Origin of the sequence: Mesorhizobium sp. B2-3-15 (assembly GCF_006442875.1) — a bacterium.
GTDB classification, from domain to species: domain Bacteria; phylum Pseudomonadota; class Alphaproteobacteria; order Rhizobiales; family Rhizobiaceae; genus Mesorhizobium; species Mesorhizobium australicum.
This window is the reverse complement of record NZ_VFVO01000017.1, coordinates 36,460-57,753: the sequence shown is the minus strand read 5'-3', so window position 1 is coordinate 57,753 and position 21,294 is coordinate 36,460. Positions and strand designations below refer to the sequence as shown.

General features: G+C 64.0%; 19 protein-coding genes. 10 read left to right on the top strand and 9 right to left on the bottom strand.

Annotation, left to right across the window (positions count from 1 at the left end):
• The first annotated feature begins 153 nt into the window (after nt 1-153).
• A complete protein-coding gene (locus FJ954_RS28065) occupies nt 154-405 on the top strand; it encodes a hypothetical protein (protein WP_140664928.1) in 252 nt (83 codons plus the stop codon).
• Nucleotides 406-551: 146 nt separating this feature from the next.
• Complete coding sequence (locus FJ954_RS28060; protein WP_140664925.1) at nt 552-1,370, top strand: extensin family protein; 819 nt, start codon at nt 552-554, stop codon at nt 1,368-1,370.
• Between the two features lie 7 nt (nt 1,371-1,377).
• Here FJ954_RS28060 and FJ954_RS28055 read toward each other — a convergent pair whose 3' ends face one another.
• On the bottom strand, nt 1,378-2,088 hold the full coding sequence (locus FJ954_RS28055; protein WP_140664923.1) for a gamma-glutamylcyclotransferase: 711 nt from the start codon (nt 2,086-2,088) through the stop codon (nt 1,378-1,380).
• Between the two features lie 111 nt (nt 2,089-2,199).
• On the opposite strand from FJ954_RS28055, the gene FJ954_RS28050 reads away from it, so the two are divergent.
• Both FJ954_RS28050 and FJ954_RS28045 read left to right on the top strand, forming a co-directional pair.
• A complete protein-coding gene (locus FJ954_RS28050) occupies nt 2,200-2,907 on the top strand; it encodes an LssY C-terminal domain-containing protein (protein WP_140664920.1) in 708 nt (235 codons plus the stop codon).
• Nucleotides 2,908-3,066: 159 nt separating this feature from the next.
• Nucleotides 3,067-4,377, top strand: a complete 1,311-nt coding sequence (locus FJ954_RS28045; RefSeq protein ID WP_140617728.1) for a hemolysin family protein — start codon at nt 3,067-3,069, stop codon at nt 4,375-4,377.
• Between the two features lie 68 nt (nt 4,378-4,445).
• Here FJ954_RS28045 and FJ954_RS28040 read toward each other — a convergent pair whose 3' ends face one another.
• From FJ954_RS28040 to FJ954_RS28025, 4 genes are all read right to left on the bottom strand, one after another.
• A complete protein-coding gene (locus FJ954_RS28040) occupies nt 4,446-5,765 on the bottom strand; it encodes an HlyD family type I secretion periplasmic adaptor subunit (RefSeq protein ID WP_140664917.1) in 1,320 nt (439 codons plus the stop codon).
• 1 nt (nt 5,766) lies between these two features.
• The gene (locus tag FJ954_RS28035) at nt 5,767-7,503 is read right to left on the bottom strand and encodes a type I secretion system permease/ATPase (RefSeq protein ID WP_140664915.1); all 1,737 of its coding nucleotides are present in this window, start codon (nt 7,501-7,503) and stop codon (nt 5,767-5,769) included.
• 34 nt (nt 7,504-7,537) lie between these two features.
• Entirely contained in the window at nt 7,538-9,019 is a 1,482-nt protein-coding gene (locus FJ954_RS28030) for a family 16 glycosylhydrolase (protein WP_140617725.1), read from the bottom strand.
• A gap of 323 nt (nt 9,020-9,342) precedes the next feature.
• Nucleotides 9,343-10,269 (bottom strand): DMT family transporter, encoded by a 927-nt coding sequence (locus tag FJ954_RS28025; RefSeq protein WP_140664912.1) that lies wholly within the window; start codon nt 10,267-10,269, stop codon nt 9,343-9,345.
• A gap of 178 nt (nt 10,270-10,447) precedes the next feature.
• Between FJ954_RS28025 and FJ954_RS28020 the strand changes: the two genes are divergently transcribed.
• Nucleotides 10,448-10,852, top strand: coding sequence for a YciI family protein (locus FJ954_RS28020; RefSeq protein ID WP_140664909.1), 405 nt, complete (start codon nt 10,448-10,450; stop codon nt 10,850-10,852).
• Nucleotides 10,849-12,108, top strand: coding sequence for an RNA polymerase sigma factor (locus FJ954_RS28015; RefSeq protein ID WP_140664906.1), 1,260 nt, complete (start codon nt 10,849-10,851; stop codon nt 12,106-12,108). Before FJ954_RS28020 ends, FJ954_RS28015 begins: the two co-directional genes overlap by 4 nt.
• Nucleotides 12,109-12,211: 103 nt before the next feature.
• On the opposite strand, the gene FJ954_RS28010 is transcribed toward FJ954_RS28015, so the two are convergent.
• Entirely contained in the window at nt 12,212-12,817 is a 606-nt protein-coding gene (locus tag FJ954_RS28010; protein WP_140617723.1) for an NADPH-dependent FMN reductase, read from the bottom strand.
• A 90-nt stretch (nt 12,818-12,907) separates the two neighbouring features.
• Between FJ954_RS28010 and FJ954_RS28005 the strand changes: the two genes are divergently transcribed.
• Nucleotides 12,908-13,276 (top strand): helix-turn-helix domain-containing protein, encoded by a 369-nt coding sequence (locus FJ954_RS28005; RefSeq protein WP_023770230.1) that lies wholly within the window; start codon nt 12,908-12,910, stop codon nt 13,274-13,276.
• Between the two features lie 476 nt (nt 13,277-13,752).
• Here the strand turns inward: FJ954_RS28005 and FJ954_RS27995 are convergent, their stop codons facing one another.
• A complete protein-coding gene (locus FJ954_RS27995; protein WP_140664901.1) occupies nt 13,753-14,148 on the bottom strand; it encodes an acyl-CoA thioesterase in 396 nt (131 codons plus the stop codon).
• A 204-nt stretch (nt 14,149-14,352) separates the two neighbouring features.
• Nucleotides 14,353-15,294 carry a phosphoribosylaminoimidazolesuccinocarboxamide synthase gene (locus tag FJ954_RS27990; RefSeq protein ID WP_140664898.1) on the bottom strand — a complete coding sequence of 314 codons (942 nt, stop codon included), beginning with the start codon at nt 15,292-15,294 and terminating at the stop codon, nt 14,353-14,355.
• A gap of 257 nt (nt 15,295-15,551) precedes the next feature.
• On the opposite strand from FJ954_RS27990, the gene FJ954_RS27985 reads away from it, so the two are divergent.
• The 3 genes from FJ954_RS27985 to FJ954_RS27975 are packed head-to-tail and all read left to right on the top strand — an operon-like array spanning nt 15,552 to nt 19,293.
• On the top strand, nt 15,552-17,168 hold the full coding sequence (locus FJ954_RS27985; protein ID WP_140665064.1) for a GMC family oxidoreductase N-terminal domain-containing protein: 1,617 nt from the start codon (nt 15,552-15,554) through the stop codon (nt 17,166-17,168).
• Nucleotides 17,165-18,379, top strand: coding sequence for a mandelate racemase/muconate lactonizing enzyme family protein (locus FJ954_RS27980; RefSeq protein WP_140664895.1), 1,215 nt, complete (start codon nt 17,165-17,167; stop codon nt 18,377-18,379). Before FJ954_RS27985 ends, FJ954_RS27980 begins: the two co-directional genes overlap by 4 nt.
• On the top strand, nt 18,376-19,293 hold the full coding sequence (locus tag FJ954_RS27975) for an NAD(P)-dependent oxidoreductase (protein ID WP_140664892.1): 918 nt from the start codon (nt 18,376-18,378) through the stop codon (nt 19,291-19,293). Before FJ954_RS27980 ends, FJ954_RS27975 begins: the two co-directional genes overlap by 4 nt.
• Before the next feature lie 343 nt (nt 19,294-19,636).
• Here FJ954_RS27975 and FJ954_RS27970 read toward each other — a convergent pair whose 3' ends face one another.
• Nucleotides 19,637-20,575 carry a diacylglycerol kinase family protein gene (locus tag FJ954_RS27970; RefSeq protein ID WP_140664890.1) on the bottom strand — a complete coding sequence of 313 codons (939 nt, stop codon included), beginning with the start codon at nt 20,573-20,575 and terminating at the stop codon, nt 19,637-19,639.
• Nucleotides 20,576-21,294: the final 719 nt, after the last annotated feature.

The window sequence follows — 21,294 nt, the reverse complement described above, 5'->3', positions numbered from 1 at the left end:
ATGTGGCTCGAGTTCGATGCCTTGAATTATCGAACTCTTGGCCGTTCCATGCCTGTTCAAGAGCTGCAAGTTGATCTAACTATATTCGCTATGCAGGCTCCTCGGAGCCGGTCATTCCATTTGCCACGTGAACAGGCCTCGAAGGGAAATAGCATGAAATATGCGGCGTTCATTTTCCTGTCTATGGCTGTGCTATTTGCACCAGGCATAACTTCAGCCTCGGCGCATTTCAAAAAACGCGTAGATCAGCACAGGCATGAGAAAATTCAACCCAGGCATGAGAAATCTGCAAAGCCGGCGAAGCCCATGCCCCTGTACCAGCAGATCCAGCATCGCCACTTCAAGGGAAAGGATTTGTGCTGGCGCATGTACAATGGCAACCTGATAGACATCTGCGTCGGATAATCTTGGGTCAAACCTCAGCAACTCGGCGCTTGCGTTGTGCTACACAGAGTTAGCCGCAATTCGGCCGCAGGCGTGAGCGCCGACGCTGAGCTTTCCTTTACCCTTGATCGTTAAAATCCCACCGATCAGGGATAGGAATTCCGCCCATGGCCGAGCTATTTCGCGCCGCCGAGACGGTCGCGCGCCAATCAAAATGCGCAGTGATGGCAAAATGTACAGCGATGGTGGCCGCTGGCCTTGCCCTCGTCGCCGTTTCCGCCTGCAACACTGGCAGCGTGCTGTCACTGCAGCCGGCTGTCGACGTCGGCTCCCAGACTGCAGCCTTGCCGCAATATGCTGGCATGCAGAAGCTCGTACCCTCAAATCCCTATCTGACCGCCGCCTATCCGCGCATGGACGAGCCGATGTCGCCGGTGGAGCAGATTCCAGCCAGCGAAACCGATTGCCGCCAGCAGCTGAAGCGCCTCGATGTCGCCTACACCGATCTGGCGCCGATCCATGAAGGCCAGTGCGGCATCGACTATCCGGTCAAGGTCACGGCTATCGGCAGCATCCAGATGAAACCCGCAGCGACCCTGACCTGCGACATGGCCGCCACCTTCGCCGCCTGGACCAAGAACGAACTCGTTCCCTCCGCCCGCTGGCGCTATTTCTCCGGCGTCAGGACCATCCACCAGGGCTCAAGCTATTCCTGCCGCAACATTGCCGGCGAAGGCGTGCTGTCGGAGCACGGCAAGGGCAACGCGCTCGATGTCATGAGCATCGAACTCAACAATGGCGACGACATCGACGTGCGCAAACCCGGCCTGTTCGCCTTCCGCACCCGCGGCTTCCTCAACAATGTGCGCGCCGACGGTTGCCAGTATTTCACCACCGTGCTCGGCCCCGGCTACAATTACGACCACCGCAACCATTTCCATTTCGACATCAAGAACCGCAGGAACGGTTACCGCGCCTGCCGGTAGGAAAAGATCATGCGTCACCGGTGGACGCGATAATTTGCCGAGCCACGAGATCCTGGATGCGCCAGAGATTCTTGTCCCGAATACCGCTTTCTTCCAGCTTGCTGACGGTCCGGAACAGATACTGCGCCGACGACCCCCAGTGTCCGGCGGCTCGCGCCAGCGTGTCCGCAACCTGCTCCAACGGCAACCGTCCGGCATAGGCCTTGCCACCCGGCGCGGCGACGAAAGCCAGAGCGCGCAGCGGACCCTCCTTGGTCTTGACCTTGACCCAGCAGGGCACGTTGGTTGGTGGGTTGGCATCGATTTCCCGGCGCATCAGCTGGCCGAGCTGCCCGAAATGATCTTCATCGGGCAGCCGGTAGACGATCCCGTTGCAGCTGCCGCCGCGGTCCAGCGCCAGCATCAAGGCAGGCAATTCGCGCGTCCCCCGCCAACGCGTCAGCTTCAGGCAGAACGAACGGTGCCATCCAGGCGCCGTCGCCGGGCGTTGCTCGACAGGAACGAATTCGGGATTCCAGATCAACGAACCATAGGCGAAGACCCATAGCATTTCGGGCCGATATTCGGCGAGCAGTCGAGCGACCAACTCATCGAACTCCGCGTTGGTGTGCTCGGCCGTTCCAGGCTCAGGCCCGGGATCCAGTTCGACGCGCTCGACCCGGGCGACAAGATCCGCGGTCAACGCCATCGTTCTCGGGCCCGTCGGCTTCCGTTTCATTCCCGCCCCCACGAAAAAATGATGGCTGACGATAAACCGTCTGCTCATCTCTGGCCATTGATTTCCAGGGAACCGTCAGGCAACAGATAGCGCTCGGATCGAGCCGCCTTTATGAGCCAACGAAGCCTCCAGCGACGCATTGCGATCTGGGTAGTGGCCGTGCTGGGCGGCTATCTGGCGCTCGCCTATGTCGCGGCGCCGGAATTCTGGACATTCCGTGATCGCGGCTTTCGCGATCGGCATTTCGAGATGGTCACCCACACGTCGCAAGGCATTCCCGGCGACCCCATCAATGTCGGCCTGATCGGCACGGAGAAGGAGCTGGTGCACGCTTTCGCCGTCGCCGGCTGGGACACCGCCGACGCCGTCACCTTGAGAACCGCCATCGACATCGGCGAAAGTGTCCTGTTTTCCCGCCCCTATCCCGACGCACCGATAAGCCGTCTGCTGTTCGAAGGCCGCGCCCAGGAACTCGCTTTCGAAAAGCCGGTCGGCGACAGTGCCGACCGGCGCCATCACGTCCGTTTTTGGCGAACGGATACGGTTGGCGACGATGGCAGGCCGCTCTGGCTGGGTGCCGCCAGCTTCGATCGCGGCGTCGGTCTGAGCCATGACACGGGCGCCATCACCCATCACATCGGTCCCGACCTCGATGCCGAGCGCGACTTTATGGTCGGCGATCTCAATGCCGCCGGCCTGTTGGCCTCGACCAGCGGCCTGGCGGGCATCGGCCCCACCCGGAGCGGCCGCAATGGCGGCGGCGACCCTTATTTCACCGACGGCAAGGCGGTCGTCGGCGTGCTGAAGCAGTTGCCGTGACGGCAGGTCAGGTCGTCGCGATGACGATCTTGCCGAACGGCCCCTTCTCGAAGGCGCGCCGCCCTGGGATGCTGTCTGATCCACCCGCATCCGCTGTCATCTTTCTAAAATGGCCGCCGACTATTTTCGAAAGCCGTGCGGCAATGCTATTGAGCCCTCATGCTATACGTTGAAATCGCCACCGTGGTCGTCCTCATCTGCGTGAACGGCCTTCTGTCGATGTCCGAACTCGCCATCGTCTCATCACGGCCGGCTCGCCTGAAGGCGATGATCGACCGCAACGTCAAGGGTGCCGGCCGCGCTTTGGCGCTTGGCTCCAATCCCGGCAAATTCCTGTCCTCCGTGCAGATCGGCATCACGCTGGTCGGCGTGCTCTCGGGTGCCTTTTCCGGCGCCACGCTCGGCCAGAGACTGGCGCAATATCTGGCTACGGCAGGCATCCGCGAGAACATAGCCGACCCGCTCGGCGTCGGCATCGTCGTGGCCATCATCACCTATGCCTCGCTGATTGTCGGCGAACTCGTGCCCAAGCAGATCGCGTTGCGCGATCCCGAGCGGGTCGCGGCACGGGCGGCGCCGGCAATGACCATCCTGGCCACCATCTCGGCCCCTCTGGTCTTCCTGCTCGATATTTCGGGCCGTGCCGTGCTCTGGCTGCTCGGCCAGCGCGGCGAAAGCGAGGAAAAGGTCACCGACGAGGAGATCAAGATGCTGGTCGCCGAGGCCGAGCATCACGGCACTATCGAATCCGACGAGCGGCGCATGATCGCCGGCGTCATGCGGCTTGGCGACCGCGCCGTGCGCGCCGTCATGTCACCCCGCACCGATGTCGACTGGATCAACCTGCAGTCCGATGACGCCACGATCCGCAAGCTTCTGATGGACACCCAGCATTCGCGCCTGCCCGCCGGCGACGGCGGGGTGGACGCCATGATCGGCGTCATCCAGACGCGCGACGTGCTGGCCGCACTGCTCGGCGGCCGCGCGCTCGACCCGCGCAAATATGTGCGCGCGGCACCGATCGTGCACGACCAGGCCGATGCGCTTGATGTGTTGCAGAAGCTGAAGGAGAGCGACGTGCCGATGGCGCTGGTGCATGACGAATACGGCCACTTCGAAGGCATCGTCACCCCCGCCGACATCCTAGAAGCCATCACCGGCGTCTTCCGCTCGGATCTCGAGGCCGGCGAGGAAGAAAACGCCGTCCAGCGCGACGACGGCTCATGGCTTCTCGCCGGCTACATGCAGGCCGACGAGATGGCCGAGGTGCTCGGCATCGACCTGCCGGAGAACCGCGACTACGAGACCGTCGCCGGCTATGTGCTGTCGCACATGCACCATCTGCCGGCGACCGGCGAATGTGTCGACGCGCAGGGCTGGCGTTTCGAGGTCGTGGACCTCGACGGCCGCCGCATCGACAAGCTGATCGCCACCCGCCTGCCCAGCGGCCACCGTGAGATGGTGCGCTGACGGCATATGCATGGTTCGGCCCGGCGGCCCTCGACGGCGGCCAATATATATTGCGCGGACCGCGATCTCTACCGCTCGGTGAAGGCGCGGGCGAAGGAATCGAGCATCGGACGCGCCAGATACTCCAGGAAAGTCCGGTCACCGGTGTTGATGAACGCCTCGACCGGCGTTCCGGGATAAAGCTGCTCGGGCTTTACGCCGGACGGAAGGTCGGCCGCGATCCTCAGCTTGGCGCGGAAATAGGGCTCATGCGTTGCCTCGTCGATGAGCCGGTCCGCTGAGATTTGCGCCACCGTGGCTGAGACCTCGGGAGTGAGCCGCGCATTCAAGGCCGACAGCCGCAGTTTCGCCGGCTGGCCGACGCGGACCTGATCGAGGTCTTTCGGCCGCAGCCTTGCATCGACGACGAGGCCCGATGCCGTGGGCAGGATCTCCATGATCTTTTCGCCGGGGGCGATCACGCTTCCCTTGGAATTATAGGCCGACGACACCACGATGCCTGCCTCCGGCGCCTTGATCGTCGTGCGCCGCAGCACCGCCTCCGCCGCCCTGGTCTGCTCCTCGACATCGGCCAGATTGGAGCGAACGTCGTCCAGCTTCGTCAGCGCCTCCTCGACGCGTTGCGTGGTCTGGCGCTCGATCTGCTCCTGGGCCTCGACGATCTGGGTGTTGGCCGTCGCCAGATTGGCCTCCAACGCCCCGGCCTGCCCGACGAGATCGGCCTCGCTGCGCAACAGCTGGGAGTACTCGGTGCGGTTGGTGAGGCCCTTGTCCAGCAGGCCGGTCTTGATGCCGAGTTCGTTCTTCACGACGTCGGCTTGCTGCTGAATGGCCTGTTGCTGGGCCTGCAACCCCACCACCGACTGCCGATGCATGGCGACGCGTTGTGCCAGGATCGATTTTTCCGACCGGAACCGGGCCAGCCTGGCGTCGAATTCCTTTTGCTGTTCGCGAACCAGGATCTCGAAATCGTGCTGGAAAGGTGCCGGCGCCGCCTCGGTGATGGGCGCCATCCTGTCCAATCCGTCGCGTTCCGCCTCCAGCCGCGCCGCACTTGCCCTGAGCGCGATCGACTGCCTCACCAGCCGGTTGAGCTCGGCCTGCGCGGCCGTTGGGTCCAGCACGACCAGGTCCTGGCCCTGTTGCACGCGATCGCCTTCATGGACCGGTAATTCCCTGATGATCCCGCCCTCGCGATGCTGGATGCGGATGTTTCCGCCGGTCGCCGAGATCGTGCCTTGCGTGATCACCGCTCCCGACAAGGGAGCGCTGACGGCCCAATAGCCGAAGCCGCCCGCCAGCACCGCTATGGCGACGTAGCCGGTCAGGGCCACGCGTCTTATGTCGGTGCGCGGCTGGCTGTCCCAGGCGAGGCTCTGTGTCGTCATCTCACGATCCGAAACTGCCACCCGCGCGGATTGTCGGGACGAATGACCCGGTCACCACCGTGCTCTGCTGGGGGGCCTTGCCGATCACCGAGCGCCGCAGCACCTCGTCGGCAGGGCCGAAGGCTTCGACCATGCCGGCGCGCAAAAGCATCACGCGGTCGCAAGCGGCGGCGATCGAAGGGCGATGGGTGATCACGATGACCGTGACGCCCGCCGCCCGCGCGGCCGAAAGCACCGCCTCGAGCGCGGCCTCGCCGCTGCCGTCGAGATGGGAGCTGGGCTCGTCGAGCACCAGGAGCCGCGGATTGCCGTAGAAGGCGCGCGCCAGGGCGATTCGCTGGCGCTCGCCCCCCGACAGCGCCCTGTCCGACGGGCCGATCATGGTCTGGTAGCCGTCGCGCTGCGCCAGGATCAGCTCGTGCACCTGGGCGCGCCTTGCCGCCTCGACGATTGCGGCGTCGTCCGCTTGCGGGTCGAAGCGGGCGACGTTTTGCGCGATCGATCCAGGAAAGAGCTCAACCTCCTGCGCGAGGTAGCCGACATGCTTTCCAAGCTGGCTCTCGTCCCAGGTCCTGAGGTCGGCGCCGTTGATCCTGATTGAGCCGCCGGTCGGTTGGGCGGCCCCCACGAGCAACCGCGCCAGTGTCGATTTGCCAGCCCCACTCGGGCCGACGATGGCCAGCGCTTCGCCCGCGCCGATCGCAAAGTTGAGCCGCTTGAGGATGGGTTCCGTGCCGGGTTGGGCGTTCGGCGCCATGAAGAAGACGTCCTGCACGGAAATCGCGCCGGCCGGATCGGGCAGGATCAGTTTTCGCGGCTCCGTCGGACGCATTGCGAGCGCTTTTTCCAGCCGCGCCCACGCCCGCCGCGCGTCGGCGATCTGCCGCCAGGCGCCGATCAGCTGGTCGAGCGGCTGCAGCGCGCGCGACGACACCAGCGAGGAGGCGAAGATCATGCCGGCCGTCATCTGACCCTGCAGCACCAGCCATGCGCCGGCGCCGAGGATCGCCAGTTGCAGCATCATGCGCAGCGCCCGCGAGGCGCCGCTGAAGATGGCGTTGGCGCTCGAGGAACGGTCATGGAAAGTGAGCGCCGCCGCCACGTGCCGTCCCCAGACCAGCGAGGCATTCCGCACCATGCCCATGGCTCGCAGCGTCTCGGCATTGCGGGCAAAGGCCTGTTCCGCCTGGCTGGCCAACGCCGAACGCTCCGCGGACAAGGCATCGTTCCTGCCGATCGCAAGCTGGTTGGCCACGACGAGGAATAGCAGAAGCACCGCGCCGGCGACCGTCACCCAGAACAGCACCGGATGGATGAGATAGAGCAAGGCGAGGAAGACAGGGGCGAAAGGCAGGTCGAACAGCACCGCCACGCCGCGTGACCTGATGAAGGCGCAGACCGAAGCGAGATCGCGCAGCGGCGACAGGCCGCCGGCATATCTCGCGCCGAGCGAAACGGCGAAGGTGCTGGCACCCAGCTTGCGGTCGACGGTCGCCGCGACGCGCTGCGTGTAAACGGCGCGGATCGCGTCCAGCAGCCCGAGGAAGGCGAGCGCGAGCACCGCGATAGCTGACAGATAGACAAGCGTCTCGACGCTGGAGGACGGCAGCACGCGGTCATACACCTGCAGCAGGTAGAGCGGAATCACCAACAGCAGGATGTTGATCAGCAGCGAGAAAACGCCGACATCGGCGATAGCGCGCAGGAAGACCGGACGCAGGCCGGACGGTCCAGTCATTTCCGCATTTCCCGCCGCTGCATGATCCCGGCCCTTACGCGTGGCCCCCGAATTCGGAACCGCCGTGCAGCGTGCTGCTGGCGATGCTATGCGTGGCGGTGCTGGTGGTGGTGTGCAAAGCGCTCGCCGGCGCGTTGTCCAGCGTATAGGCGCGGATATAGTCGATCTTCATCTCGGCAGGCGTCGCCAGATGATCGGGAGGCGCGCCGGCAAGACCGCCGACCGCGAGATCGGCCAGCATGTACATGGGCTTGTGCATATCGGATGGCGTCGCCGCTTCCGCGACCTGGACACCGTCATAAGTCCAGACGAGCTTGTCCGGCGTCCACAGCAGCCCATAGGTGTGGAAGCCGGCGGTATCCATGGTGTTTACCGTCGACGTCACCTTGGTGTGGGTTCCCGTTTCATTCGAATGCGCCGTCATGATCAACGAGTTCGGGTCCTGCCCGCGCGTCTCGACCACATCCAGTTCCGGCGGCCACGAGCCGTCTGCCGGCAGCAGCCAGAAGGCGGGCCAGGCGCCGGCGTTCTCGGGCAGGTCGGCGCGCATTTCGAAATAGCCGTAGGTTTGTGAGAAGGTGCTGTGCGTATTGAGGATACCTGACGTGTATTCGTAGTTGTTGATCAGGGGCTTGATGTCGGCCGGTGCCTGCGCGGCGGTGATGGTGAGCACGCCGTTATTCACGCTGAACGGGTGGACGGAACTCGTCGGCCCGTAATTGGCGTCGATGTACCATTGCAGCTCGCCATTGCTGGTCAATGTGCTGCCGTTCGGCGCTCCCCATGAGAAGTTGGTATCCCACGTGCCGCCCTGGGCGTTATGAAGATTGAGCGCGTTGAAATCGTCGCTGAAGGACAGCTTCATGCCGGACATGTCGATCGGCAATTCGAACTGGTTGGGCTGCAGCTTGTCGATGGTCGTGTCCTTGAACTCGAGGATCTCGCCGGATCCGAGGTTCAGCAGCACGTTCGATCCCGCCTGGATCAGGTTTGAGTGAACGGCATCGAACGACGTGAAACCATAGCCATTGAGGCGGACGGTGTCGGTGGCGGAAAAATTGGCGATCAGGTCGCTGCCATTGCCTTTCGAGATGACGAACGTGTCGTAACCGCCGCCGCCGTCGATCAGCACGTCGTTTCCCGCGCCGCCGTCGATCGTCTGGTGCCCGGCCTTGGCGGTGATGATGTTGTCCAAGCCGTTTCCAAAAGCGTAGTTGTTGGGGTTTGTGACGATGAGGTTCTCGACATTGGCGGGGAGCTTGTAGCTCATCCACGTGCTGATCGTGTCGATGCCTGCCCCGGCGCCCTCGGCCACCTTGTTGCCCGCCCCATAGAGGTAATAGATGTCATCGCCCGTGCCGCCATGCATGGTGACGTTGAGATTGCCCGCTCCGTAAAACGAGTCATTTCCCGCGCTGCCATACAAGTCGGGCCCGGCCCCAGGCGCCGAGAACCAGTGGTTGGACGTACCGCTATAGGGAAGAGGAACACCCACGGCGTTGACGAAGAAGCTCATCGGATACATCCTCCTCGTGAGGCATGGCCGCCTCGAACCGTTCGCTTACGGACTTCCGGATGGCCACGTCGGATCAATGCTGAAAGGAACGATTTCGTTCCGGGGAATCATTACACAATCCACCATAACATCGATCTTTCGGAAGACATATACTTATTGTCCGGGAAAAGAGCGGCGCTTAAGCAAAGATATTTAGTAAAATGGTGTATAAACTAGAAATTGCAAAGGATCTACTTAGATGAATGATCTACTTAGATGACGGCTACCCGTCCGAGCCCATCAGCCTCCCTCCTCGGCGCATGGTGGGCGGGAAGCTTAGGCCATCAGGGAGCGGCTTCGATCGGCTCGGCAAGCCTGGGATTTGAGCGTGCCGCGATCAGGCAACTGGTGACGATGAGACCCGCTCCCGCCAGCGTGGTCCAGGTCACCGCCTCGTCGAAGAAGAGGAAGCCAAGTGCGATCGCCCAGATGAAGGCGGAGTATTCCGTCGGGATCAGATACTGCGCTTCCGCCCGCGCATAGGCCCAGCTCATCAGGAATTGGCCGGCGAGCGACAGCGCCGTCACGCCGGCGAGCGGAAGCCAGAGCTCGCGCGGCAGGGTAATGGCCAGCCAGGGTGACGCGAGACCAAGGAAGACCGCCACGCAAAGGTTCTGGAACAGCATGATCTCGATCGGCTTGGCCACCAGCGCCTGCTGCCGCGCAAGGATCAGATTGTAGGCATAGAACACCGTCGACACCAGCACCGCCGCCGTGCCGAGCAAGGCATCCCTGGCATGGCTTGTCTGCCCGAACTGTCCACCGACGATGATTGCGACGCCCGCAATGCCGGCCAGCGAAGCCCAGATCGCCTGACGCTGTATGCGTTCGCCGAGCAGCAACGCCGCCAGCAGCAGGGCGAACAGCGGCGCCACGAAACTGAGCCCGATCGCCTCCGCCAGCGGCAGCCGGGCAAGCCCCCAGAAGAAGGACAGCAGGACAAAGCCGACGACCGCGGCACGCAGCGCATGCAGCCTGAGCACGGAAGGCGTGGGCAGCGTGCGCGGTCCCGCCGACCAGCCGGCGCCGGCAACCACGGTCGCGAGCATGCTGCGCCACAGCACCGTGTTGTAGACGCCGACGGCAAGGACCAGGACCTTCATCGCCGCGTCCATCCCCGACAGCAGGAAGATGCCAAGCGCGCAGACAAGCACCGGGATCATGGGAGAAACGGCGCCTGCCAGGCTGGATGACTTCACGAGGCCCCTCATGTGACGGATCGCAGCCGGATATATCAGGGCGGACCGGCGGGGCCAGATGGCAGCCCCGCCGATATGGCGGTCCACGTTGCTGCCGGAGTGATCGGGGCTTGAATTTTCTTCGCGCGTGTCGATTCCGTCGTTGCCCGTTCGTCATATGATTGAACCAACCCCAACAAGGAGAAAGACCATGCGGTTCATGATGCTGATGATCCCCGCCGGCTACGCGCAGGCGACGCCCGATGTCAGGCCCGGCGCCGAGGCCGTGGAAGGGATGATGAAATACAATCTCGAGCTGAAGAAAGCCGGCGTGCTGCTGGCGCTTGACGGGCTGCATCCGCCATCCTCCGGAGCGCGGGTCAGCTACAAGGGCGGCAAGCCTGTGGTCGTCGACGGTCCTTTCGCCGAGGTCAAGGAAGTTCTCGGCGGCTACTGGGTGATCGACGTGCGCTCGCGCGACGAGGCCATCGAATGGGCTCGCCGCTGCCCCGCCGGGGAGAATGACGTGATCGAAATCCGCCAGGTTTTCGAAATGAGCGAATTTCCCGAGGACGTCCAGAAGGTGGCGGAAGGCTTTGGCGAGCTGAAGGGTTGACGGCCAGCGCAACCATCGAGGCCGTCTGGCGGATCGAGCAGCCAAAGCTCACCGCCAGGCTGGCACGTACCATCAGGGATATCGGACTGGCCGAGGAAATCGCGCAGGACGCCTTCCTGCTGGCGCTCGAGCGCTGGCCTCGCGACGGCATTCCGCGCAATCCGGCCGCCTGGTTGACGCAGGTCGCCAGGAACCGGGCACTCGACCGGCTGCGCCGCACCACCATGATCGACGGCAAGCATCGCGAACTCGCCGTCGACTTGACCGAGCTGGAGCGCGAGATGCCCGACATCGAGGCGGCGCTCGACGAGGATATCGACGACGACCTTTTGCGGCTGATCTTCACCGCTTGCCATCCCGTCCTGCCCGCCGAGCAGCGTGCCGCGCTTGCCTTGCGGCTCTTGGGCGGGCTGTCGACGCCGGAGATCGCCCGCGCCTTCCTGGTGTCCGAAGCCACCGCCGCCCAGCGCATCGTGCGCGCCAAGCGAGGCCTTCGCGATGCCGCCGTCCCGTTCGAGACCCCGCGCGCGGAAGAGCGCCGCGAACGCCTCACGGCTGTGCTGGAGGTGGTTTATGTCATCTTCAACGAGGGCTATGTGGCCACCGCGGGACCGGACTGGCTGCGTGCCGATCTATGCGGCGAGGCGCTGCGCCTCGGCCGCTCGCTGGCGGCGCTGATATCTGACGAGCCCGAGGTGCAAGGGCTGGTGTCGCTGATGGAGCTCAATGCCTCGCGCTTCGCCGCCCGCACCGACAACATGGGCGACCCGATCCTGCTGCTCGACCAGGACCGCGGCCGGTGGGACTGGTCGCTCATCCGGAGCGGCCTCGACGGCCTGAACCGCGCCATGGCCCTGACATCGGCGCCCGGCCCCTATCTGCTGCAGGCGATGATCGCGGCCTGCCACGCGCGCGCGGTCACCGCCGCGGACACCGACTGGATCGCGATATCGGCCTACTATCAGGCGCTTGCGCTCTCGGTCCCCTCGCCCATCGTCGAAATCAACCGCGCCGTGGCGGCCGGCATGGCGTTCGGCCCGGCGCAAGGCCTCGCCATCGTCGAGGCGCTGAAGGACGAGCCGCGCCTGAAGGACTCGCATCTCTTGCCAACGGTGCGCGGCGACCTCCTGGAGAAGCTCGGCCATCGGGCGGAAGCCAGTGCCGCGTTCCGCCACGCCGCCCAATTGACCGGCAATGACAGGGAACGCGCCCTGCTGCTCGCCCGTGCCACGGCGGCCGCCGATCGGGACCTTTAGCTGGCCCTCCGCGGCCAAGTTCTTTGCAAGAACGCCGCCAACGAAAAAAGGGCGACGCAAGCGCCGCCCCGTATCCCTTGGGAGGACAATCCGATCCGGCGGATCAGGCCGCCTGGGCTTCTCCGGCGATGGCGTCGGCGGCGCGGGCGGCCTTCAGCACCTTGGCCCACCAGGCGACGTCGTTGACCAGCGCGGTGGCGGCCTGATTCAGGTGCTCGAGATCTTCGAGCTTCTTCTCGCCCTGGCGCACGGCGAGGAAATCGCCCCAGGCGATATGGACTGCGGACTTGACCGGCGCCATCTGCAATTCGACGGCGTGGAGACGAAGCTGTTCGACGGCGCGGGCGCCACCGACGCTGCCATAGCCGACAAAGCCGGCCGGCTTCTTGTTCCATTCGTTGGCGGCGTAGTCGATCGCATTCTTCAGCACGGCCGTCGGGCCGTGATTGTATTCGGCGGCGGTGAAGATAAAGCCGTCGAATCCGGCGACCTTCTTCTGCCAGCGCTGTGCGACTTCGTTCTGCGACGGCGCCCAGGCGGAGGAGGCGACCTCATCGAAGAAGGGCAGCGGAAAGTCGCGCAGATCGACAATTTCGACATCGATGTCGGCATGTGCCTTGGCGATCTTGGCGATCCACTGCGTCGGCACGTCGGCGAAGCGGGCGGCGCGCGTCGAACCGATGACAATGGCGATTTTGGGCTTGGACATAAGGGGCTCTCCTTGCGGGAATTTTTGGTATCGTTTGGATACCGGCGCTATATGTGATACTGACAATTTGATGCGCAAGGAGGCACGTTTTTGTTACTGAGGCACCCGCATAACACCGAGGACTGCCGCGCCGTGTCGGAAATCCTGCAGCGCGTCGGCGACAAATGGACCGTGCTCGTGGTCGGCAAGCTGGGCGGCGGACCGCTGCGTTTCAACGAATTGCGCGCCGCCGTCGGCGGCATCTCCCAGAAGATGCTGACCACCACCTTGCGCGGCCTGGAGCGTGACGGCTTCGTCACGCGCAAGGTGTTTCCGACCATTCCGCCGCGCGTCGATTACGAGCTGACGGAGCTTGGTCACGAGTTGCTGGTGCCGGTCGGCGCGCTCGGCGAATGGGCCCGCAAGAACACCCAGCGTGTCCAGTCGGCACGCGCCAGATTCGACGACATGCACGCCTGAAGCCCATGCGCGGCAAGGGATTCGGGACCTGCACTGAGCGGCTCTAGCTGCCCAGGCGAAGTCACGGTTCCCTGAAAGCGACTTGGAAATAGTCCATGGCGCTCGATGCCGGCCCGACGCGCCCGGCCCCCCTCTCGACGATAACCGCATTCCAACGGCAGCCAGTCAGGCTCTTCGCGCCAAGCAAGGCGTCTGGCTGCAGAGTGTGCACGTCGCTGTTCGCTGCTTCGCATCCGTGGTGTCATGCAGGCAGGCAGTGCGCCCAAGGTCCTGTTTGACTTCGGCGTAAGCGGTTATGCCGAGCAGGCAGACCAAGGCCACGAGAGCCGCCGCAAGCCAGCCGTTCAACAGGTGTTGACGCATTGTCTTCCTCCGGTGCCCGGGAGAATTGCGCTTGGAAGGCAACGGCAGCATGTCGCTGAACGCATCGCTTCGCTCGGGCGATGTTACAAATGCCCGGGCTTGGCGGTGTCGAATCAGCTCTCGGCGGGAACCACCTTCGGCTTGCCCTCGCCGTCGAGCGCCACCATGACGAAATCGGCGTGCGTCACCTTTTCCATCAGGTCGGAAAGGTAGCGCTGCGCCCAGGCCTCGACCTTGAGCGTCATCGAGGTGCGGCCGACGCGTTCGACATGGGTGTAGATGCACAGCGTGTCGCCGATCTTCATCGGCTTGGCGAAGGACATCTCCTTGACCGCCGCCGTCACCACGCGGCCCCTGGCGCGCTCGGCGGCGCGGATGCCGCAGGCAAGATCCATCTGCGCCATCACCCAGCCACCGAAAATGTCGCCGGCGGCATTGGCGTCCGAAGGCATGGCCAGGGTGCGCAGCGTCAGGTCTCCGATCGGCCGTCCGTCCGCGTACTGCACCATGGGCAGAATCCTCAAGCAGTGATGGTCATCGATCCCGTATCGCCGCTACGGGAATAGGTCAACGCGCGGCGGCTGCTGTTTCCTCGCCCCAAGGCCATAGGCTAACCCTGCATTCGCCCGATTGTGCCGGATTTTCAGCGGCTTCGGGTGTCAGGGAGGGTTTCCTCCAATCGCCGAGGAACGCGGTTCCTGGGATCGCACCTCTCAGAAATAACGTGCAAGGTTAGCGCGGATGCGGTCGAGAACCGTATCCCCGGAAATGTCTGGAACGAATGCCTTGCCGGTGATCGCCTCGTAAGCCTGGGCATACACCCCAGAGGCCTGTTCGACGATCTCGTCCGGAATCCTCGGGATCGGGTCCTTGTAGGGATCGCAGCGCGCCGTCACCCATGAGCGGATGAAATCCTTGTCGAAGCTCTCCGGCCGCGTGCCATCAGCCAGCGCCTGTTGGTAGCTCGCCGCGATCCAGTACCGGCTGCTGTCGGGCGTGTGGATTTCGTCGGCGAGAATGATCGTCCCGTCCTTGTCTGTGCCGAATTCGTATTTCGTGTCGGCCAGGATCAGGCCGCGTTCGGCTGCGCGCGCCTGGCCGCGGGCGAACAGCTTCAAGGCATAATCCGAAACCGTGTCCCACTGCTCCTGCGTAAGCAGGCCCTGCTCCAGGATCTCGGCCCTGGACAGCGGCTCGTCATGGCCGCCGTCGGCCGCCTTGGTGGTCGGCGTGATGACCGGTTCGGCCAGCCTCTCATTGTCGCGCAGGCCGTCTGGCAGGCGCATTCCATACATGTCCCGTTCGCCGCGTCGGTAGCGGGTCAGGATCGAGGTGCTGGTGGTCCCCGCCAGATAGCCGCGCACGACGATCTCGACCGGCAGTATGTCGAGCCTTGTGCCGACGACGACGTTGGGGTCGGGATATTCCAGCACATGGTTCGGGCAGATGTCGGCGGTTTCCTCGAACCAGTACCGCGCCGTCCGGGTGAGGATCTCTCCCTTGAACGGGATCGAGGTCAGAATGATGTCGAAGGCGCTGAGACGGTCGGTGGCGATGATGATACGCCTGCCGTCGGCCAGGTCGTAATTCTCGCGGACCTTGCCTTTGTAATAGCCCGGCAGTTCGGGAATGAAAGCATCCGACAGGACACGCATGGGTTCTCCTGCCTTTGCGCGGAGTGGCCAGGGGCATGATTCCGAAAAGTTGCAGACTTATCGGAAAAAATCATGCCGAAATGATGCTATCCGCATAGTCCGTCGACCCCATGCATATCAAGCGCGATTGTCGGCATTCCCCGAAAGCCGGCCGGTATACCAGTCGCTTTTTTCACAACCGATGCCGGAAGGCGCGGCGACGCGGCGAACCCATGGCGTCTAGGCTGCGCCAGATTTCCGGAGCCGCCATTTTCATCATGCAGACCTATGACTTCATCATCGTCGGCTCCGGCTCGGCCGGCTCGGTTCTGGCCGACAAACTGTCGGCTTCGGGCCGCTTCTCGGTGCTGGTGCTGGAAGCCGGCGGCAGCGACCGGCGCTTCTACGTGCAGATGCCGCTCGGCTACGGCAAGACCTTCTTCGATCCCACGGTGAACTGGAACTACAAGACCGAGCCGGATCCCGGCCTCGGCGGCAATGTCGACCACTGGCCGCGCGGCAAGCTGCTTGGCGGGTCGAGCTCGATCAACGCCATGGTCTGGATCAGAGGCGCCCGCGAAGACTTCGATGACTGGCGCGCCGCCGGCAATCCCGGCTGGGGCTATGACGATCTGTTGCCGGCCTTCAAGGCGCTCGAGGACAATGAAGCCGGCGCCGACGCATGGCGCGGCAGCGGCGGTCCCCTGCACATCAGCGACACCACCGATGCCGTCCACCCGCTGACGAAGCGCTATCTCACCGCAGGCCAGCAGGCCGGTCTGCCGCTCAACCCCGATTTCAATGGTGCTGCCCAGGAAGGCGTCGGCATCTACCAGATCTCGACCAAGAACGGCCGGCGCATGTCGGCCGCCCGTGCCTTCCTGCGCCCGGCGATGAAGCGCGCCAATGTGCGCGTGGAGACCAACGCGCTGGCAAGCCGCGTCTTGTTCGAAGGCAAGCGCGCCGTCGGCGTCGAGTATTTGCAGAACGGTCAGACCAGGACGGCCCGCGCCGGCCGCGAAATCATCCTGTCCGCGGGTTCGATCAACTCGCCGCAGCTCATGCAGCTCTCCGGGGTGGGTCCGGCGGCGCTGCTTGAAGGCTTGGGCATCCCGGTCGTGCATGCCAACGAGAATGTCGGCGCCAATCTGCAGGACCATGTCGGCATCAACTACACCTTCAAGGGCAAGCTGCCGACGCTGAACCAGATCCTGCGTCCCTGGTGGGGCAAGCTTTTGGTCGGCATGCAGTACATCCTGACCCGCTCCGGGCCGCTGTCGCTGTCGATGAACCATGGCGGCGGCTTCTTCCGCACCGATCCGGCCTTCTCGCGCCCCAACATGCAGCTCTATTTCCAGGCCTTCTCGACCCTCATCCCGAAGAACGGCGAGCGGCCGATCCTGACGCCGGATCCGTGGCCGGGCTTCTCCATCGGCCTGTCCAACTGCCGGCCATCGAGCCGCGGCGAGATCATGATCCGCTCCAGCAATCCGCTCGACTATCCCAAGATCGTCGCCAACGCCTATTCCACCAATGCCGATGTCGACGAAATGCTGTCGGCGGTGAAATTCGTGCGCAAGATCGCCTCGATGCCCGCCATGGCCGAGATCATCGCCGAAGAGGTGCTGCCCGGTCCGTCGATCCGGTCCGACGCCGACCTGATCACCGATTTCAGGAAACGCTCCGGCACCGTCTATCACCCGGTCTCGACCTGCCGCATGGGACCCGATCCCTCGCGCTCCGTCGTCGATCCGCGCCTCAAGGCGCACGGGCTCGAAGGCTTGCGCATCATCGACGCCTCGATCTTTCCCGACAACATCACCGGCAACACCAACGCCGCCTCGGTCATGACCGGGTGGAAGGGCGCCGAACTGGTTCTGGAGGACCACACATGAAGATCACCGACGTCAAGACCTGGGTTGTCGGCAACCCGCCACCCGGCATCGGCGGCAAGTATTTCATCTTCGTCAAGCTCACCACCGATGGCGGCGTGGTCGGCTATGGCGAGGCCTACAACGCCACCTTCTCCGCCCATGTCACGGCCAAGCTCGTCGAGGACATGGCCGAGCGCTATCTGATCGGCCACGATCCGCACGACATCGAGAACTTCTTCCGCCGCGCCTATTCCTCCGGCTTCACCCAGCGCCCCGACGTGACCGGCATGGGCTGTTTTTCCGCACTCGAAATGGCTTGTTGGGACATCGTCGGCAAGGAAGCCAACAAGCCGGTCTACAAGCTCCTTGGCGGCCAAGTTCACGAGACGCTGCGCTCCTACACCTATCTCTATCCGCACACCGGCAGCGTCCATTCCGAGGACGCGCCGGATGGCAGGAATGTCTACAACGACCCGGGGATGGCGGCGGCTTGCGCGCTGGAATATGTCGAGCAGGGGTTCAATGCCGTCAAGCTCGACCCGGCCGGCCCCTACACCGCCTTCGACGGCCATCAGCCGCGCCTCGTCGACATCGATGTCTCGACCCGCATGATCAAGGCGATCCGCGAGGCGGTCGGCACCCGCGCCGATATCCTGTTCGGCACGCACGGCCAGTTCACGGCATCGGGCGCGCTGCGCATGGCGCGCGCCATCGAGCCTTATGATCCGCTGTGGTTCGAGGAGCCGGTGCCGCCCGACATGCCCGAAGTGATGGCGCAGGTCGCCCGCGCGACTTCGATCCCGATCGCCACCGGCGAGCGGCTGACGACCAAATCCGAATTCGCCCGTGTCATCGAGAACCGCGCCGCCACCATCCTGCAGCCGGACCTCGGCCGCTCCGGCGGCATTCTGGAAACCAAGAAGATCGCGGCCATGGCCGAGGCCTATCACATCCAAGTCGCGCCGCATTGCTATTGCGGGCCGGTCGTCGGTGCCGCCAACATCCAGCTCGCGGTGACGCTGCCCAACTTCCTCATCCTGGAATCGCTGAAGCAGTGGGACGGTTTCCACGCCACGCTGTTGAAGAAGAAGATCGAATGGCAGGACGGCAATGTCATTCCGTCGAAGGAGCCGGGCCTCGGCGTCGAGCTCAACGAGGCGGTCTGCGACGCCCATCCCTACACCGGCAAGGACCTGCATCTGCAGATGATGCAGACGCCGCTGATGCCGTGAGCCAAAGCTACGCATTCATCGGTCTTGGCCATCTCGGCGGCAACCTTGCCGCCAGCCTGATCCGCAACGGCTTTGCCGTCACCGTCGTTGACCGCGACCCCGCCGCCGTCGAGCGCCTTGTCGCGCTCGGCGCGACGGCCGCCAATAGTCCGGCCGAAGCCGCGGCGCGGGCCGGCAATGCCATCACCTGCCTGCCTTCGCCAAAAGTCAGCGAGGCGGTGCTGGCCGGCCCGGGCGGATTGCTGGAAGGTCTGCCCAGGGGCGGCACCTGGATCGAGATGTCGACCAACGGCCGCGACGAGATTTTGCGGCTGGCCGCCCTCGCCTCGGCCAAGGGGATCGAGACGCTGGAATGCCCGGTCACCGGCGGTGTGCATCTGGCGGCGGTCGGCAAGATCACCGCGCTGGTCGGCGGCGACGCCCCCCTCTACGAGCGTCACCGCCCGGCCATCGAAGCGATGTGCGCCAAGTCGTTCCTGATGGGCCCGATCGGCTCGGCGGCGGTGATCAAGGTTATCACCAACATGCTGGCCTTCATCCATCTGGTCGCCGCCGGCGAGGCGCTGATGCTGGCCAAGCAAGGCGGGCTCGACCTCGCGCAATCCTACCACGCCATCGTCGCGTCTTCAGGCAACAGCTTCGTCCACGAGACCGAAAGCCAGTTGGTGCTGAACGGCTCCTACGATATCGGCTTCACCATGGACCTTGCGCTGAAGGACCTTGGCTTTGCGCTGACCATGGCCGAACAATCCGGCGTGCCGCTCGATCTGGCGTCGCGCGTCAACGCGATCTTCGAGCAAGGCAAGGCGGCTTATGGCGGCGATGCCTGGTCGACCCGGATCGTCAAATTGCTTGAAGATACCGTCGGCACCGACCTGCGCGCGCCGGGCTTTCCGGCCAGGCTGGAAATATGAACTAGCAAATAAAATCAAGATGTTGGGCGAGCATCTAGAATCATAGCGGCAACAATTTGAATCAGAGCTGCAGCATCTCGACCGGTTTCTCGGGCGAGAGTTTCGATCGGACTGCATGGCTCGGCGATTGGCGGGAGACACCCCTTCCTTTCGTCATCCTCGGGCTTGACCCGAGGATCCATCCCGTAACATCAAGGCGCTGCAACGGTGCTGATTTCGGCTCCGCCGCACTCTTCGGCCAATATCACGGCATGGATCCCAGGGTCTCCGCGACGGAGCTTCGCTCCTGCTTCGCCCTGGGATGACGACGTTGAGACGCTCCACCGCCGGGCTGTGCCTTGATTCAATATCTCACCAGCAACGCACCAGGCAGGATCTCGAAGGTGGCGGGTATGCGCCCCGGTGACTCGCCGTCTATGTCGACCAGCGCGCCATTCTTCTCGACGTCGCCGAGCGGTTCGACAACCACTTTCCTGCCGCGCAGGATGGTGATCGCTGGATGGTTGCGGTGCCGCCCACCATAGAGCAGGCGGATGTCCCAGATCAGCTTCAGCTTGCCCGCCGCGCGCAGGATGACGATGTCGAACTGTCCATCGGTCAGTTCCGCATCGGGCGCGATCATCATGCCGCCGCCGAAGAATTTGCCGTTGGCCACCGCCACCAGCGCCATGCGCGCCTCGACCGCGTCGCCGTCATCGACTGTGATCCGCACGTCCTGGAAGCGGTAGCGGATGAACTCGACCACGGTGCGCCACAGGAACAGCGCCTTGGCCGACATCCTGCCCTTGCGCTTGTCGGCATTGACGGCGCGATCAGTGGCGCCCGACAGACCAAGGCTGGCGATGTTGATGAAGTGGCGGCTGGCCAGCGCGCCATGGTCGTCGATATAGCAGATGCGGCCGGCATCGACCGCCATGGCCTTCGCCCCGGCAATCCGTTCCAGCGTCGCGCCGATCTCCTTCGGCAGGCCGAGGCCACGCGCGAAATCGATGCCGGTGCCGCACGGCAGCAGGCCGAGCTCGGTCGTCCTGCCGCCCTCCTCGCGGACCTGCAGCAAGCCGTCGGCCACCTCGCTCGCCGTGCCGTCGCCGCCGGCCGCGATCACCAGATCGAAGCCGTTTGCAGCGAGATCGAGCGCCAGCCGCTCGGCGTCGCCTTCGGCCTGCGTCTCGCGCAGTTCGAAATCGCCGAAGTGTTTTTTCAGCGCGGCGGCGACGTCAGGCCAATGCCGTTTCAGCCGGCCGCCGCCGGCAATCGGATTGAGCACCACCCCGACCTTCAAGTTTCGCCCTCCCCGGCGCCGGACCTGGATGCCCGATCCTTTGCCGGCATTCAAACTCGTACCGGCCGGCGGAGCAAGGGCGCGTTCGGCCATGGATGCTAAAAAGCGCGGGGCAGGCTGTCTAAGGCCTTCGCGCTTGAACTTCCCTGGCTTCTGGCATTGGTCCCCGATAATCCCGCTATCCACAGGGGCGCGGCCATTCCCCAAACCCCTTACCCGGCGTAAGTTGAACCCATCTCAGGCGGCTACCGATCATCAAGCCGAAAGGCGAAGTGAAAGGCGGATTTCCTGAGGCCCGTACGGCCCGGAACGAGAGCAGGCTTGCTTGTTCAAGGGACGGAAGCCGAGACCTACGGGGCCGCGGAAAGCGTGCCAACGCCGACGGCGGACCGATGCTGCCATGAAGGACGGCAAAAACCTTCGATGGCACGCAGGGCAAAGGCCCGCAAGGGCCAAGACCGGCGTGGTCTGGAACGGATGCTGCTCTCGGGTGGCTTCTGGCAGGACCGTCAAAATCAAGGCCGGCATGGCGCGACGACTTTACGGAAGTTGCTGCCGCGACCGTGTTCTGATCTGACAGGGAGGCGCTGGGAGAAATCCCGGCGCCGACTGTCTTTTGGCTCTCCCACGCAATTTTTACGGTGTTTCCGGTTGGGGCTGCAACCGGCGGCAAAATCAGCTAACGTTCGACGTCGTCAGAGCCCGTTTGAAAACGCGCT

Bases quoted from the DNA above. Each gene is read 5' to 3' on its own strand.
- FJ954_RS28020 (WP_140664909.1), top strand. From the start codon at position 10,448: ATGCGGTTCATGATGCTGATGATCCCCGCCGGCTACGCGCAGGCGACG.
- FJ954_RS28060 (WP_140664925.1), top strand. From the start codon at position 552: ATGGCCGAGCTATTTCGCGCCGCCGAGACGGTCGCGCGCCAATCAAAA.
- FJ954_RS28040 (WP_140664917.1), bottom strand. From the start codon at position 5,765: ATGACGACACAGAGCCTCGCCTGGGACAGCCAGCCGCGCACCGACATA.
- FJ954_RS27995 (WP_140664901.1), bottom strand. From the start codon at position 14,148: ATGGTGCAGTACGCGGACGGACGGCCGATCGGAGACCTGACGCTGCGC.
- FJ954_RS27985 (WP_140665064.1), top strand. From the start codon at position 15,552: ATGCAGACCTATGACTTCATCATCGTCGGCTCCGGCTCGGCCGGCTCG.
- FJ954_RS28025 (WP_140664912.1), bottom strand. From the start codon at position 10,269: ATGAGGGGCCTCGTGAAGTCATCCAGCCTGGCAGGCGCCGTTTCTCCC.
- FJ954_RS27980 (WP_140664895.1), top strand. From the start codon at position 17,165: ATGAAGATCACCGACGTCAAGACCTGGGTTGTCGGCAACCCGCCACCC.
- FJ954_RS28050 (WP_140664920.1), top strand. From the start codon at position 2,200: ATGAGCCAACGAAGCCTCCAGCGACGCATTGCGATCTGGGTAGTGGCC.
- FJ954_RS28035 (WP_140664915.1), bottom strand. From the start codon at position 7,503: ATGACTGGACCGTCCGGCCTGCGTCCGGTCTTCCTGCGCGCTATCGCC.
- FJ954_RS28045 (WP_140617728.1), top strand. From the start codon at position 3,067: ATGCTATACGTTGAAATCGCCACCGTGGTCGTCCTCATCTGCGTGAAC.
- FJ954_RS28030 (WP_140617725.1), bottom strand. From the start codon at position 9,019: ATGAGCTTCTTCGTCAACGCCGTGGGTGTTCCTCTTCCCTATAGCGGT.
- FJ954_RS28010 (WP_140617723.1), bottom strand. From the start codon at position 12,817: ATGTCCAAGCCCAAAATCGCCATTGTCATCGGTTCGACGCGCGCCGCC.
- FJ954_RS28055 (WP_140664923.1), bottom strand. From the start codon at position 2,088: ATGAAACGGAAGCCGACGGGCCCGAGAACGATGGCGTTGACCGCGGAT.
- FJ954_RS28065 (WP_140664928.1), top strand. From the start codon at position 154: ATGAAATATGCGGCGTTCATTTTCCTGTCTATGGCTGTGCTATTTGCA.
- FJ954_RS27990 (WP_140664898.1), bottom strand. From the start codon at position 15,294: ATGCGTGTCCTGTCGGATGCTTTCATTCCCGAACTGCCGGGCTATTAC.